15 protein-coding genes and 1 pseudogene (1 of these 16 only partly in view) are annotated in these 14,769 nt (G+C 64.8%); 3 read left to right on the top strand and 13 right to left on the bottom strand.

The features are described from left to right. From ACFE99_RS04730 to ACFE99_RS04680, 11 genes and pseudogenes are all read right to left on the bottom strand, one after another. Positions 1 to 173 (bottom strand): annotated as a pseudogene (locus tag ACFE99_RS04730) (SIS domain-containing protein); it reaches 504 nt to the left of the window's first position. Continuing rightward, complete coding sequence (locus ACFE99_RS04725; RefSeq protein ID WP_375482896.1) at positions 170 to 886, bottom strand: HypC/HybG/HupF family hydrogenase formation chaperone; 717 nt, start codon at positions 884 to 886, stop codon at positions 170 to 172. Before ACFE99_RS04725 ends, ACFE99_RS04730 begins: the two are co-directional and overlap by 4 nt. Next, positions 883 to 3,285: a carbamoyltransferase HypF gene (hypF, locus tag ACFE99_RS04720; RefSeq protein ID WP_375482933.1), complete on the bottom strand. Its 2,403-nt coding sequence runs from the start codon at positions 3,283 to 3,285 to the stop codon at positions 883 to 885. The genes ACFE99_RS04725 and hypF overlap by 4 nt, the downstream gene beginning before the upstream one ends. Before the next feature lie 178 nt (positions 3,286 to 3,463). Then, the gene (locus ACFE99_RS04715; RefSeq protein WP_375482894.1) at positions 3,464 to 3,583 is read right to left on the bottom strand and encodes a DUF6893 family small protein; all 120 of its coding nucleotides are present in this window, start codon (positions 3,581 to 3,583) and stop codon (positions 3,464 to 3,466) included. Next, a complete protein-coding gene (locus tag ACFE99_RS04710; protein ID WP_375482892.1) occupies positions 3,574 to 4,926 on the bottom strand; it encodes a hypothetical protein in 1,353 nt (450 codons plus the stop codon). The genes ACFE99_RS04715 and ACFE99_RS04710 overlap by 10 nt, the downstream gene beginning before the upstream one ends. Further along, entirely contained in the window at positions 4,923 to 5,564 is a 642-nt protein-coding gene (locus tag ACFE99_RS04705) for a DUF6084 family protein (RefSeq protein ID WP_375482890.1), read from the bottom strand. Before ACFE99_RS04705 ends, ACFE99_RS04710 begins: the two co-directional genes overlap by 4 nt. Further along, on the bottom strand, positions 5,561 to 6,187 hold the full coding sequence (locus ACFE99_RS04700) for a DUF5947 family protein (protein ID WP_375482888.1): 627 nt from the start codon (positions 6,185 to 6,187) through the stop codon (positions 5,561 to 5,563). Before ACFE99_RS04700 ends, ACFE99_RS04705 begins: the two co-directional genes overlap by 4 nt. A 70-nt stretch (positions 6,188 to 6,257) precedes the next feature. Beyond that, complete coding sequence (locus tag ACFE99_RS04695) at positions 6,258 to 7,172, bottom strand: NifU family protein (protein WP_375482886.1); 915 nt, start codon at positions 7,170 to 7,172, stop codon at positions 6,258 to 6,260. A 3-nt stretch (positions 7,173 to 7,175) separates the two neighbouring features. Next, positions 7,176 to 8,975, bottom strand: coding sequence for a nickel-dependent hydrogenase large subunit (locus ACFE99_RS04690; protein WP_375482884.1), 1,800 nt, complete (start codon positions 8,973 to 8,975; stop codon positions 7,176 to 7,178). Between the two features lie 38 nt (positions 8,976 to 9,013). After that, positions 9,014 to 10,069 carry a hydrogenase expression protein HypE gene (locus ACFE99_RS04685; protein ID WP_375482882.1) on the bottom strand — a complete coding sequence of 352 codons (1,056 nt, stop codon included), beginning with the start codon at positions 10,067 to 10,069 and terminating at the stop codon, positions 9,014 to 9,016. Between the two features lie 524 nt (positions 10,070 to 10,593). Further along, positions 10,594 to 11,055, bottom strand: a complete 462-nt coding sequence (locus ACFE99_RS04680; protein ID WP_375482880.1) for a hypothetical protein — start codon at positions 11,053 to 11,055, stop codon at positions 10,594 to 10,596. Positions 11,056 to 11,214: 159 nt separating this feature from the next. On the opposite strand from ACFE99_RS04680, the gene ACFE99_RS04675 reads away from it, so the two are divergent. Together ACFE99_RS04675 and ACFE99_RS04670 are read left to right on the top strand one after the other, a co-directional pair. Then, complete coding sequence (locus ACFE99_RS04675) at positions 11,215 to 11,526, top strand: hypothetical protein (protein WP_375482878.1); 312 nt, start codon at positions 11,215 to 11,217, stop codon at positions 11,524 to 11,526. A gap of 111 nt (positions 11,527 to 11,637) precedes the next feature. Beyond that, positions 11,638 to 12,531: a hypothetical protein gene (locus tag ACFE99_RS04670; RefSeq protein ID WP_375482876.1), complete on the top strand. Its 894-nt coding sequence runs from the start codon at positions 11,638 to 11,640 to the stop codon at positions 12,529 to 12,531. An 84-nt stretch (positions 12,532 to 12,615) separates the two neighbouring features. Here ACFE99_RS04670 and ACFE99_RS04665 read toward each other — a convergent pair whose 3' ends face one another. Next, positions 12,616 to 12,750, bottom strand: a complete 135-nt coding sequence (locus ACFE99_RS04665; protein WP_375482874.1) for a hypothetical protein — start codon at positions 12,748 to 12,750, stop codon at positions 12,616 to 12,618. A gap of 82 nt (positions 12,751 to 12,832) precedes the next feature. Continuing rightward, positions 12,833 to 13,099: a tryptophanase gene (locus tag ACFE99_RS04660; protein WP_375482872.1), complete on the bottom strand. Its 267-nt coding sequence runs from the start codon at positions 13,097 to 13,099 to the stop codon at positions 12,833 to 12,835. A gap of 779 nt (positions 13,100 to 13,878) precedes the next feature. Between ACFE99_RS04660 and ACFE99_RS04655 the strand changes: the two genes are divergently transcribed. Next, positions 13,879 to 14,769, top strand: an 891-nt coding sequence (locus ACFE99_RS04655) for a cyclopropane mycolic acid synthase family methyltransferase (RefSeq protein WP_375482870.1), incomplete at its 3' end; no start/stop codon positions are given.

Below are 14,769 nucleotides of genomic sequence, written 5' to 3'. Positions count from 1 at the left end.
GTGGCTGCAGTGGTCAGCAGTTCGGCGTTTTCCTCCAGCGTGGAGCGGCGCAGCGCGAGGCTTTCGGCCGCCTTGGCGCGCGCCGACGCGGTCAGGTCGGCCAGCAGCGACTTCGAGTCGTTCTCCTGGGCGTCGATGAACGGGTACAGGAAGTTGGTGGGTTCTTCGCTCATTGCCCGTCCTCATCAGCCCTGCTGATCGCAGTCCCGGCGTGGACGAGCACCAGATCGCCGACAGCGACCGGCTCGACCAGCGTGGTGGCAACGGTCTCGATCCCCTTGGCGGTGCGCACTTGGGCCAAACCTTCCGCCGACGGGGCCAGCACTTCGCCGAGGCGGCCCTCGTCGCTGCAGGTGACGCAGACGTCGTCGGCGCCTTCCTGTTTCAGCAACCCCGGATGCTCGAAGCAGACATGGGTGAGCTCCCACAGGAGGTGGTAGAACAGCACGAAGCCTCCGGTCGCGGGAACGCGCGGATCGGGGTCGTCAAGCCAGAGCACATGGTCGGCCATGCCGGCCGGGGGCCGCTCTCCGCTGCCGATCCAGACGGTGGTGGCGCCCCATGCCGGGCATCGGTGCATCACCGAGCGGACTGCAGGATCGTGGGCGCTGGATACCGCGACGACGATGTCGCCAGGGCGCACCGACACCCGTACCACGTCGACGACATCGGGACCGGTGATCGCCACTGCCGGGAGTGCCCGCTTGCCGACGATTACCGGGTGGATGAACTCGACTGCGATATGCAGGGCGTGCGGCTCCCAGCCGGGCGCGATGGACCACATGGTGGCCCCGGCCGCGAACCGTTTGGCCAAGGTGAACGCGGTAGCGGCCAGATCGGCCGTCAAGTCGGCGCCCAGCCCGCGGTCAATCGCAGTGGTAGTCATTGCCGCACAATCCTTTTATCTCTGAACTTGCCGTCACGAAGCACCGTTGCATTCCGCGCATCGCTGATCAGATCTGTGTCGGTCTGCCGGTCCAGCGCCGCCATTACGGAGACCGCGGCCTGACCGAGTGCGAGCCCGCCGTCGTTCGGCGGAACCGTGTGGTGGGTCAGCACCTCGAATCCCGCCTTCTGCAGCCGCTGCCGGCACGCCGTCAGCAGCAGCACGTTCTGAAACACCCCACCCGTGAGGCCGACCAAGCGCACGTGACCCGCGACCAGACCGACCACCTCCGCGACGGCGACCGCGACCGCCTCGTGGAAGCCCGCCGCCAACGCCTCCGGTTTTGCCCCGGCGCGCAGGGCCGACACCATCGCACGCACCATCCCGGTCGGGTCGATCACCCCATCGGACAGCACATCGAACCGCAACTGCGGCACTGGCTCGCTGGCGGTTTCGGCCAGCACCTCGAGTTCGATGGCGGCCTGCGCCTCGTAGTCGATCCGGTGCCGCACACCCAGCAGCGAGGCGACCGCATCGAACAGCCTGCCCATGCTCGAACACGGCACACAACCCACACCGCTGTCCAATTGCGAACGGGTAAGCCGAAGTTCGGCAGCCGTGGCCGCGGTGACCGGGGCAAGGTCGCGGGTCCAGTCGATGCCGGCCGTCCGCAGCTGAGACAGCGCCATCCGCCAGGGGTTGCGCACCGCGGCATCGCCGCCGGGCAGCGGCACAGGCAGCAGGTGCGCGACCCGCGTATAGCGGTGGCTGTCGGCGCCCACGGCGAGAATTTCGCCGCCCCAAATCGTTGCGTCACTGCCGTAGCCGGTGCCGTCGAAGGAAACACCGACGAGCGGTTCGCCGAGCCGGCCGTGTTCGGCCAGTAGCGACACGACATGGGCATGGTGGTGCTGGACCAGATCCAGCGGGCGCTCACCGGCGTGGCGCTCGGCCCAGCTGCGGGTCTGATACCCCGGATGCAGGTCGGCGACCAACCGTGCTGGCTCTCCGCGGATTTCGCTGAGCTGGCCGACCGCGCGCTCGAACGCCCGCAACGTCTCCAGGGTGGCCATGTCGCCGATGTGCCCGGACATGAACGCGCGCGAGCCGTCGGTGAGGCAGAAGGTGTTCTTCAGTTCGCCGCCTACGGCCAGAACCGCCGGCCCTTCGCGGCCGATGTCGACGGGTAGCGGCGCATAGCCGCGGGATCGGCGGATCGGCAGTTCGCGGCCGTCGACAACACGCACTACCGAGTCGTCGCAGGGCACATGGATCGGCCGGTTGTGGTCAAGCACCGCATCGCAGAGTGGCGGCAGTCGTTGCACTGCGTCGTCTTCGGTGAAGCAGATCGGTTCGTCGGAGCGGTTGGCGCTGGTGAGCACCAGCGCATCCGGCACTGGTGCGTCCGCACCAGGGACCGGGGCGAGCAGCAGGTGATGGATCGGCGAGTATGGCAACATCAGCCCCAGCAGCGGGCTGCCGGGGGCGACCGCGTCGGCGACCGGCGCGTTGGGGCGTCGCCGCAGTAACACGATCGGGCGCGCCGGGCTGGACAGGATCGCGGCCTCGGTGTCGTCGATTCGCGCGTACCGGCGGGCGACGTCGGGGTCGCGCACCAGCATGGCAAACGGCTTGGCGCCTCGTGCCTTTCGCGTTCGCAGCCCGGCGACCACCGACTCGTCGTCGACGGCGCAGGCCAGGTGATACCCGCCGATCCCCTTGATCGCGACGACGGCACCGGCGGCCAGTGCCTGCTGGGTGGCGCCCAGCGAGGCATCGGATCCGTCGACCCGTCCGCTACCTTGCCGGAACCACAGCGAGGGACCGCAGTCCGGGCAGGCGATCGGCTGGGCATGGAATCGCCGGTTGGCCGGGTCGTGGTATTCGACGGCGCAGCGCGCACACATGCCGAACACCGACATCGTGGTGGCCGGGCGGTCGTACGGCAACGCTCGGATGATGGTGAACCGCGGCCCGCAGTTGGTGCAGGTGATAAACGGATGCCGGTAGCGGCGGTCGGCGGGGTCGAACAGTTCGGCGACACAGTCGTCGCACACCGCGATATCGGGTGGAATCGGCGTCGTGGTCCCGGGGACCATGTGGCTCTCGACGATGCGGAAACCACTGTCGTCCCCGGCTTCGATGTCGACCACTTCGACGTTGTCGATGTTTGCCAGCGGCGGTGCGTCGGCACACAAGCGGCGACTGAATTCGGCCAAGCTGGGGCGCGGTCCCTCGGCCTCGACGAAGACTGCGCCCGAGTCGTTTCCGACGAACCCGGCGAGGCGCAACTCGGTGGCGATCCGGTGGACGAAGGGACGAAATCCGACGCCTTGGACCACACCGGTCACAGTGAACCGCTGCCGAACGGTTTCCGAGCGCAGCAACGTGCCGGTCATGTTGACCGCCAAGCGGCTTGTCGCACCGGGGAACCGGGCAGCTGGAACTCCCTGCCGCTCCCGTTCATCCACCCATTAACACACGTCGGGATCACACCGTTCTGTTCGTCACGGACTAACGCTCCCGTTGAATTCATCCTAGACGCGCCAGCGATACACGAGGCGAGGCCGATGGCCCCTACATGTGCCGAATCTTGAGGTAGCGACGCGCGTCCGGAAGAGAGATGAGTCCCATCACCAGCCCCGCCAAAACAACAAGCGCCACGATCGCAATGGCGACCCAACCGACTATCTCCATGTCGTGTTCCTTTCTTCAATGTGTTGCGAATCCAGCGGTTCGACTTCATCGGGCGAGAAGTACAGATACCGGCCATACCAGTCATGCAAATCCGCCGCAGGATCCTCCTCGACGACGACGCCGACGTGCTGGTTGCCGTCGACATCCTCGTGCACCGAGGTCACGCGAGCGATCCTGCCGGCGAAGAAGAGGTCTTGTGCGTCGGCGCGACGCCCCGGATGCAGACGTACCCTGCTGCCCCGCGCCACCCGCACGCCGTTAACCAAAACGGCGTCAATTTCCGGGCGTACAGCATTGTCCGCCAAGGGATCCCACCACTCGACGCCCTCGGGTATCTCTGGGATGAGCCGCGTCTCGGTGGTAGCAGGGTTCGGACCGCGCAGCACACCGTGCAGGCGCTGCATCTCCTCCGGCGACATCGCATCGCAGCGGTCGATGATCTGGGCAGCCAGCGGATCGGTGGCGCGCGCCTGCGCTTTCTCCTCCTCGGTCATGGTCATCACCCGCAAGGTGAGGATCTCGTCGATCTCGGTGGCGTCATAGAGCGCGGTTTGGCTCTGCTCGGAGACTTCGGGATGGTCGTAGAGAATGATGGGCGAGATCAGCAGAAGATGGTTTTCACCGGGCGGGCCCGCCAGCACCGGGAAGCACCGGTGCTGTTCACAGCGCGCCACCGCGGCGGCTGCACGTTCGGGCGGCTCCAGCAGCGAAACAAACTCGCCGCCAACAGCCTCAGCAATGACATGGGTGCCGATCAGAGATCTGGCGATCGCCTCGTCTTTGTCTGCCGCCGGTGCGCCGGTGTTCTGCACGGTGACGCTGACACGGTCCAGGCCATCCTCATATTCGCTACCGACGGTGAGCGACGCACGGATTTCCTGCCTGGTGCGCACCAGCCGGCCGCCGCCGATCGCTTCGATGTCGGTTCCCGCCGCCACGGTCACCGGCAGCGTCCACAACCCTGGCGGCTCGGCCAACTCGAAAGGACCAAAACTCAACTCACATTCCACCGCCTCGTCCCAGGAAAGCCACGACCCCGCCGCCGTCGTCAGCTCGTCGACGGGTTGGTAACGCCCCCCACCCATGTCGCGCTCAGCGCCGCGATGCTGCAGTTGCAGAAAGCGCAGCACCAGTTTGATCGCATCCGCATTCTCGACCAGAAATTGCGCCGACATGGCGTCGTCTTCGCCGATCCCCGCGGCAGCCGCACCGCGAGGACCCAGAACTCCGAATTGCCAACGGGATTGGTTCTTGCCGGATGTCGCGCGGTAGGGATAGAGCAAATAGCCTTCATAAAGCACGGCGTCGGCGACGCTGCGGGCGCGGTCCCAGTTCGCGGTCATGGAACCTCCTCGCGAGCCCCGGCCAGCAACGCTGACACCGCGTCGTCGAGATCCAGGAAACCTTGCGCCGACTTATAGGCGGCCAGGGCCGACACCGTGTCGTGAGACAACCGCACCCATCCGCTGTTCGGGTAGTGCTGGCGGATCAGATCCCGCCACACCGCAACCGGCATGTCATAGCGGTCCTCGCAATCCCACGGCACGTGCCGCACCGAAAAGCCGTGCTCTCCCGCCATGAATACTGTTCCGCTGAAAAGGAACTGCAGTGGGACCGCACCGTCACCCAATGCGTGAAAGTATTTGGCCGACGCAATCTCGAAGTCGTAGGTGCACGGCAGCCCAAGCGCCACCTCCGTGGCCCCAGTGAATCCCGGCACCATCGCCGCGCAGTGCTGCCACAGGAAGGTGCGCTGTGTGGTTGCCCAGCGTTCCCGTGGCCCGAACAAATCGGTGAGCCCGCCGGCCTCGCTGTCGGAATAGCTGCGTCGCAATGGTTCGATGCGGACCTGACAACGTAAGGCGACGGCATGCACCGGTTCGTCGTCGGGTGCCGTAATGCCGACCCGCGCGGTGAGCGTGGGTGTGACGGCGTAGGTTTCCGGGGCCACGTCGATGACTTCGAATGCGACGTCGGTCAAGGTCGTCGCTCCACACTGCGCGCGACGAGGGTGGCGAAGAAGTCGTCGATGAACTCGCGGGCTTCCTGTCCGCCGTCGAAGCCGCGCCACACTTGCCGCAGGTTGCCGACGAACTCGTAGCAGGCATCGATCGGCACCAGATAGCACATCGGTTCACCGATCTCGGGCACGCGCACCAGCAGCGCTTCGACGTCGTCGGCAAGCAGGCCGACGCGGGGTTCGGCGGCACTGATGGCGGTCCAAGCGTCGAGGTCGAGTTCGGATTCGGTTGCGCCTGCCGGTCCGGGATAAAAGGCGACAGTGCGATCCAGCGTCGAGTTGCGGAAGAAGAACGCCACTCCGACCGGGATCTGCAGTGCCTCCCAGGCGCGGCGGTCCAACTTGAAGTCCGGGAAGGCCAGGTAGCGATCTGGCACTGCGCGGTATTTCAGCTCTGCTTCCTGGTCGGTGAACAACAGATAACATCCGCGGCACACGCACATCAGCTGGCGGCCAGCCAAATTCACGACGTGCTGGTGCGTGTCGGCGATGGATTCAGAGCACATTTCGCATCGCTGGCCCACGGGCTCGGGTGTGCGCCGGCTGCTGGTGATGCGGGACAGGACGTCGTAGGGGCTGGTCATATTGCGCCGCTCCTCCTCATCGTCCCCTCGCAGGCTGGGGACCCCCGCGCTCTGCATCGTCGCCGGCGCGTCATGCCGGTGCACCCATCGCTTCGACAGGCACCGCCAGTGACAGCACTCCGTCGCGGACCAGCAGCGGGATCGGATCCAGGTGTGTGGCTGGATCGTCCAGCCCGGCGCCCGCATGCACGACGTCGAAATGGCTGCGGCATCGCGGACAGCGCAGCACCGGCTCACCGGTGCCGGCCGAACGGTGCAGCGCCGCGCCGGCCAGCGATCCGGCGCACACCGGGCAGTGGTCGCGGTAGGCGTATAGCTGATCCCCCACCCGGCACGCCAGCACGGTGACGTCGCCGAGGGCGAACCCACCGACTTCACCCGGCGCCAGTTCGGCTAAGTCGGGCACCTGGTGCCACGCCGTCGGCGCTGCCCCGTCCGCGTGGACCTTCGCCAGCAACGATTCCGCGGGAATAACACCTGCCACCGAATCGGATTCGCCCGCAACGACTTCGATCGACGCAATCTCCGGCGCAGCAGCACGCACCGCGTCCTCGACGGCCAATTCCAGCGTCACCGCCGACGATGGGCAGCTCTTACAGCTTCCGGAGAATTGCAATCGAACGGTGTCGCCGACGACGTCGAGCAGATGCACGTCGCCGCCGTGCGAACCCAGATACGGCCGCACCCGGTCCAATGCATCGCAGACCCGGCGCTCGACGTCGTGCGGGTGCAAACCGTGCACCAGCAGCAGGCTGGCCACCAGGTCGTCGGTCGCCAATCGATCGACAAGCGGCGGATCGTCGAGCATGTCCACGATCCGCGTCAAACCGGCGCCGTAGAGCTCGACTACCTCGCGGACCAGCTGCTCGGCGCGCTCACGCGCGGCGGCCCCGCCCGCCGCGGTGGCGTCCAGCAGTGTCTGGATACGATCGCCCGCCGTGCGCCATCGCGCTTCCCCCTCGAGCTCCTCGGGGCGATCTTCCATGCATCACTCCCCGGTAGCCGTTTGCGTCGGCGAGTGCAGCCGCTCCAGTGTCTTGCCCTTGCCCAGGTACATGTGCACGCCACAGGGCAGGCACGGGTCGAAGCTGCGCACGGTGCGCATGATGTCGATGCCCTTGAAATGCTCCCGGTCGTTCTCCTCGAAGATCGGCTGGCCCTGCACCGCGTCCTCGTAGGGTCCCGGCGTGCCGTAGACATCCCGCGGATTGGCGTTCCACGGCGTCGGCGGATACGGGTGATAGTTGGCGATCTTGCCGTCGCGAATCACCATGTGGTGCGACAGAACTCCGCGGACCGCCTCCGTGAAGCCGCAGCCGATGGCTTCGTCGGGCACCGTGAACTTCTCCCAGGTCTTGGTGCGCCCGGCCCGGATCTCGGCGAGCGCCTTCTCGGCGAAGTGCAACGCGCAGGCCGCCGCGTAAGCCTGGAAGTAGGTGCGCGCCCGGTCGCGCTCGATCGTGTTGGACCCGTGCTGCGGAATCTTCCATTCCAGTTCGACCGGGCCCTTCAGCGCGGTCTTGGGCAGGTTGATCTGCACGCTGTGACCGGTGGACTTGACATAGCCGATATCCACCAGTCCGGCCAGCGCGGTCGCCCACAGCCGGGCCAGTGGCCCCCCGCCGGTGTCCAGCGCCAGGTGATCCTTGCCGTCGAACCAGCGCGGCGACATCACCCAGCTGTACTTGCCGCCGTCCATGTCCCGCTTCTGCGGATGCGGGTTGGTGTGCTGGTTCCACGGGTGCCGGCGGTCGACCGGATTTCCGAGTGGATCGGTCTTGACGAACATCTCCTGGTCGGTCCAGTCGTCGTAATACGAACTGCCCAAAAGGATCCGGATGCCCAGGTTGATATCGACCAGCGACGTGGTGACCAGCTTGCCGTCGACGACCACACCGGGTGTGACGAACATCTTGCGGCCCCAGGACTCGATGTCCTTGTAGGAAAAGTTGCAGTACTCGGGGTCCTGGAAAGAGCCCCAGCAGCCCAGCAGCGTGCGGCGCAGGCCGACCTTCTCGTAGCCGGGTATCGCCTCGTAGAAGAAGTCGAACAGGTCGTCGTGCATGGGCACAACCTTCTTCATGAACTCGACGTAGCGCATCAGTCGAGTCATGTAGTCGGTCATCAACTGAACGGTGGCGGTGGTGCCGACACCACCGGGGTACAGCGTGGACGGATGGACGTGCCTGCCCTCCATGAGGCAAAACATTTCCCGGGTGTACCGGCTGGTTTGCAATGCCTCGCGGTAGAACTCGCCGGAAAACGGGTTGAGCGAGCGCATGATATCGGCGATCGTTTTGTACCCGTGCATGTCGGCGTGCGGCGCCGGGGTGTTCTCGGCTGTCGCCAGCACACTGGGATTGGTCTCGGCGACCATCTTCTCGCAGAAGTCCACTCCGACCAGGTTCTCTTGGAAGATGTTGTGGTCGAACATGTATTCCGCAGCTTCGCCGAGGTTGACGATCCACTCGGCAAGATGCGGCGGCTGCACGCCGTAGGCCATGTTCTGCGTGTAGCACGAACAGGTGGCGTGGTTGTCACCGCAGATCCCGCAGATGCGGCTCGTGATGAAGTGCGCGTCGCGGGGATCCTTGCCCTTCATGAACAACGAGTAGCCGCGGAAGATCGACGATGTGGAGTGGCATTCCACCACTTCTTTGTTGTCGAAGTCGATCTTGGTGTAGATGCCGAGGCTGCCCACGATCCGGGTGATCGGGTCCCACGCCATCTCGACCAGCTGGCCGGGTTCGCGCTTGGCCTGGGACGGCTCGGGAATGATCGTTGTCATCGAACTTCTCTCTCTTGAGGTGAGTCTGTGCGCCCGGCCTACCAGGTGCGGCGGGCGCCCGTGGTCAGTTCTGTGCCCTTGCGCCGCCAGCGCGGCTCTTTGTCGACAGTGCGGCCGGTAATGCCGCGCAGATTGCGGATCACCGAGCCGTACAACCCCGATGCGGTGGTCGAGACCTTGCCTCCCGGCGGCTCATCCATGAACGGCATGAACTTGTCCGGGAACCCCGGCATGGTGCATCCAATGCAGATCCCACCGACGTTGGGGCAACCGCCGATACCGTTGATCCAACCGCGCTTGGGCACGTTGCATTTGACGACCGGGCCCCAACAACCAAGCTTCACAATGCATTTTTGCGATCCGTACTCGGTGGCGAAATCGCCCTGCTCGTAATAGCCGGCGCGGTCACAGCCTTCGTGTACGGTGGCGCCGAAGAGCCACTTCGGGCGAAGCGCGTCGTCGAGCGGAATCATGGGTGCCTGCCCGGTGGCCATGTAGAGCAGGTAGGTCAGCGTTTCCGCGAGGTTGTCCGGGTGGATGGGGCAACCTGGAACGCAGACGATCGGGATTCCCGCCTTGCTCTTCCAGTCCCAGCCCAGATAGTCAGGCACACCCATGGCGCCGGTCGGGTTACCGGCCATCGCGTGGATGCCGCCGTAGGTGGCGCAGGTCCCGACCGCGACCACCGCGGTCGCCTTGGGCGTGAGTCGATCCAGCCACTCACTGGTGGTCATCGGCTGCCCGGTGGCCGGGTTGTTTCCGAACCCGCACCAATACCCTTCGTCCTTGATCTGCTCGTTAGGAATCGAGCCCTCGACGACCAAGACGAACGGTTCGAGCTCACCACGGTCGGCCTTGAAGAACCACTCGAGGAAGTCGTCCGCCCCACCGTTTGGCCCACATTCGAAGTCGATTAGCGGCCAGTGCACGGCGATCTTCGGCAACCCGGGAAGCGCACCGAGTGCGATCTCTTCGACGCTGGGCTGGGTGGCGGCAGTCAACGCCACCGAATCACCGTCGCAACTGAGCCCCGCGTTGATCCACAGCACATGGATCAGGGTTTCTTCTGCTTTGACTGCTGCTTCCGTTGGCATACCGCAGCTTTCCGGGGCCGGGCTGGGGTCCCTAACACCGCCGGAGTCGACCGTCGGCCCGCTTACGCGGCGCTAATTTCCGGGTCTACTCGCACAAACTTGCGTTGTCAACGGTCTGCCAGCAAATCGGGCCACGTTTCGGAGGCTTCTCGTTTTCCGCCAATTCTGGTAAGCCGCAGGGTAGTCTGAGCGCTCGATCGCAGCGGTCATCTTTCGGGCGCAGGCAAGCCCGCCGCCACCGTCCTGCCAATCACTTGCATCTAGTTGTGATGCAAGCGATTTGCATCTGGGCAATTAACGTACTGACCCGAAAACCGTCGCCTCGTATTGCCTTCGCGGATATGGGCAATATTCGCGCCGATATCGGAGCTCGACGCGTGACTAACATAATCGCGATCTGGCAACAACGCTCGGGCTGGCGAATTGCACCGTCGTCTGGTCCAAGCGAGACGAGTCTCAGCGCCGGAACGCCGTGCTGCCGGAAGGTTCCGGTGTCGGCGGCCCCGGTCGAGCGAGGGTGCCGCTTAGAGCTGGTCCTCGCCGCGAGTGGTGCCTGTGATGTGCGCCGGGCCGACCCGGTCGTCGTCTAGGTCGGTCTCGGGTTGCTCCGCCGCGGGTTGGTGATCGCCGGGTGATGCCGTCGCACCGCCTTCGGTACTCCCCGGCGCGGGGGCCTTGTATGACGACGACTCAACGGGTTTGACACCCCCTTCGGCACCCTCCTCACCGGTTGGCTTAGCGCTCGTCTGGCGTCCCTCATAGGGCGGCACGGCTGGTTCGCTTGCCTGGGGAGGCAGGGTCCCGGTGCCGCCTAACTGGGCTTCCTCACTGCCACCGTGCGAGGGGACCGATTCTTGTGGGACCGCCCCCTCCGGCCGGTCGGTAGGTCCACCACTCGGCTCCGAACCGGTGTCGCGCGATCCAGTTTCGCCGCGTTCAGACTGCGGCTCCTCCGACACGTGGTCGCCATGTGTGGTGTCTTCCATGATTCCTCCTAATGATCCACCGCGTACACGCTGCACTGCGGATCACCAGTGGCGAGTACCCCCGGCCAACCGGCCCAAACCGAACCCGAACTTTCCATACGCAGCGGAAAGTTTTGTGCGGCGACGCCGCAGAGCTATCCTGAACCGGCGGGGCGCACTATGAAGCGTGACGAGCTGTTCGCCTCGATCGAGGCGGCACGCCCCGGTCGCGATGACGTCGTTTATCTCGAGCGACGCGCCGACGAATACGACTGGCGCATCGTGCCCTTCGACAATGAGACCACTGATTTACGGCCATCGGCGAAGCCCGAGCCCGACGCGTGGATGTCGTTCTCCGCGGCATGGCCGGTGGACGATCGAGAACAGCTGGAGGCATTCTTCGACGACCTCCTCGCCGAGCTCGAGTCGATGGCTTCTCACACGGATCGGTGTCGCTGGCCGGTCGACGAACCCTGGCCCCACTTTCACTGACCGACGGGCCGCACCGTGGAGTACCGGATCAGTCCAGACGACCGCGCCAGATTCAAACGGTGTCGCCGGCAATGGGATTTCGCCTCACCGCACCGCCGTGGTCTCGAGCCCGTGCAAGTCACCGGTTCGGCCTTGCCGTCCGCCCTCAAAGATGCGCTGGCCGTCTACTACTACCCGGGCACCTGGGACTGGCCACACGAATTGAAGCAATCACTGGTACATAAAGCCGCCAAACGTTCTCTGGACGACGCAAAGGCGGCGCACAGGCTCCAGGCCGCGACGGCGCTGCTCGACACCTACGACGCGTGGGCGAGCACGATCGACGACTTCGCCCCGGTGAAGGTTGAACACGACGTCCAGGGGCTGCTACCGGATCCGCGCGAGCCCGAACGGGGGTTGCAAACCACGGACCGATCGGCGGTGATCTACGCCTGCCGGATCGAGCTGCTCGCCGTCGATGCTGCAGACGAATACTGGGTGGTTTGCCATCGGATCGTCGACGAATGGCAGGACGCGGAGATGTTGATCCGCGATGAAGAGGCCGTCGCGCAATGTTGGGCCTGGGAGCAGGAGTACTTAGGTATGGAGATCTCGGGGACCATCCACAACGAGGTACGTCTCAGCGGTCCGCTCGACCTGCCTTCGCCGAATCGCGGCGCGGCATATCGGGTCCGCCAAAGCGAGGGCAGCGGTGGTGGCCGGTCAATCCCGCAACACAGGCGGTTGTCTGCGCGCACATCGCGACCCGACGCATCGAGCCGCGTCCAGCAGTTCGCCGCGGGGCCGCTGCGACGAACCCGCATTCGCCGAAGCCGCGCCGAGATCGGCGCGGTCGGCACGCTGATCGCCGCCGAGGCAATCGACATGTGCAACGAGCCGGCGATCTATCCGACGTTCGACCGCCACTGTCAGAGGTGCGAATTCAGTGCCCCGTGTCTGGCTCTCACCGAGGGCACCGATGCGGAACCTATTCTGGCAGCACATTTTCGGCCTCATCCACCCTAAGATCGCCAGAAGCCGAGGTTGGGCCAGTCGACCTGGGGTTTCGGCTGAGGCGCCGCGCCGCCTCCGTGGTGATCTGCTGTCGCGTCAGAGCCGAGTGTGTTGCTCGATGTCGTCGAAGAATTCGGTGAGCATGGCCTCGGTGAGCGATGGGCGGGTCTGGTCGATCGCGCTGAGATACTCCCGCGTGCAGGCGCCTGCACCGATCAGCAGCTGCGACACACTTGCCGCCCGTCCGACGACACCGCTGCCACGTAGCCGTCGGCTGTAGAAGTCCGCCAGGACGGTCTGGCTGCGTCCGGGATTATCGGCGTTGCACCCGACTTAGTAGGTCGCGGATCGATGGCTCATCGACGTTGCCGGCATATATGTCCGCCCAGCTCGCCACCTCAGATACCAGGCCGGCCGGAAGTGAAAGCTCTTCGCGCACAGCGAGTTGCAGGAGCCGGGTAATTGCCTGGCAATCATCCCCGATGCCTAACTCGATATACACGGCAGTCCTGTCGTCGGCTGGGACTTGGTCCACGATTTCGTCGGCCAGCAGCCACGCCAGGTCGCTCTCGCTTGTCATACGGCTTCGTCCGGTGTAGGGCAACTGCTCTCCATTATCGGGGCACGGCTGGCTGCTGTCTCGTTGAGATCGCTCAGCATGTGCGTAACGCTGTCGACCGGGCGCGGTTGCCGCCGGGTGGAAACGCTCTGCGGTTCTCGGGATCCACGCCCTTAGCGAGTGTCCCAAGCAGCGATTGTGGTCTGCCGACGTGCAGCACGCATGGATAGATCGATCTCCGCGCTGGCCAACACCGAACTCCGCTGCCGACCGGAGAAAGAAGCCTCGGCGAGCACGGGGTAAACAGTTGGCGAATCTCTGGTGACAGCCCAAAGTCCATGAGCCCGCGGCCGTTTGACCAAAGGCGCAGATGGTGATGACGATCAGTGTCTTGAGATCGGTGACCTAGGCCTAGGCGTCATGCTCATGCCCAACACCGCGGTTCGTCCAAGTCGTCAGTACCACCTGCTCAGGCTTGCGCCGGTGAGCCATGTTCCGTCGCTGACGATCTCGCCACCGCGCTCGCCGACCGGGTATGAGCCCGGCCGTGATTTGGGCTACGTCGACCTGCTTCGTTCCTTGCCCGGACGGCCATCCGTACAACCCAGGACCCAAAGCCAGACTGAGCAAGGCTAAACCGGGTACAACGTGCTGACGCGAGAAAGAGCACCTATTACGACGCCGACGCCGCCTTCACTGATATGAGCCGCTGTGTTGGGTTGGCGCTCTGATGGATAAGCGGGACCATTCGGCGCCAGGCGATTGCAGCATTCCGATGCGACGTATTAAGGTCGGCGGCTATGACGCATGCCGCGAAACAGGTGGGCAACACCGAGCTGAAGCCGAATGTGGAGCACATCCGGTCGCACTATGACCGGTCGAACGAATTCTTCCGGCTGTGGCTTGACCCGTCGATGACGTATAGCTGCGCGTATTTCGAGCGCGACGACATGACGCTGGAGGAAGCGCAGCGCGCCAAGATCGACCTGGCGCTGGGCAAGCTGGGTCTGCAGCCCGGGATGACGCTGCTCGACATCGGTTGTGGCTGGGGGTCGACCATGCGCCGGGCGATCGAAAAGTACGACGTCAATGTGATCGGGTTGACGCTCTCGGAGAACCAGCTGGCGCACAACAAGCAGAAGTTCGCCGAAATGGACAGTCCGCGGCGCAAAGAGGTGCGGCTGCAGGGTTGGGAGCAGTTCGACGAACCGGTGGACCGCATCGTTTCGTTGGGTGCGTTCGAGCACTTCGCCGACGGCCTTGGCCGCTTCGACCGCTACACCGATTTCTTCAAGATGTGCTACAACGTGCTGCCTGACGACGGCGTCATGCTGCTGCACACGATCGTGGTGCCCAGCGAAGAAGAGGCCAAGCAGCGCAACCTACCGGTGACGATGTCGCTGATGCGGTTCATCAACTTCATCTTGACCGAGATCTTCCCCGGCGGCCGGTTGCCGATGATCTCGATCGTCGACGATTACGCCACCGCGGCCGGCTTCACCATCACCCGTCACCACCGGATCGGGTCGAACTACGTGCGGACCTTGGACACCTGGGCAAAGCAATTGGAAGCCCACCAAGAAAAAGCCGTCGCCCTGCAAGGTGAACAGATCTACCAGCGCTACATGAAGTACCTGACCGGCTGCCGGGAGCTGTTCCGCGACGGCTACACCGACGTCTGCCAATTCACC

The organism is uncultured Mycobacterium sp. (genome assembly GCF_964249325.1).
Lineage (GTDB): Bacteria > Actinomycetota > Actinomycetes > Mycobacteriales > Mycobacteriaceae > Mycobacterium.
The sequence above is the reverse complement of the archived record's forward strand: the minus strand, read 5'-3'. Positions and strand labels throughout refer to the sequence as shown.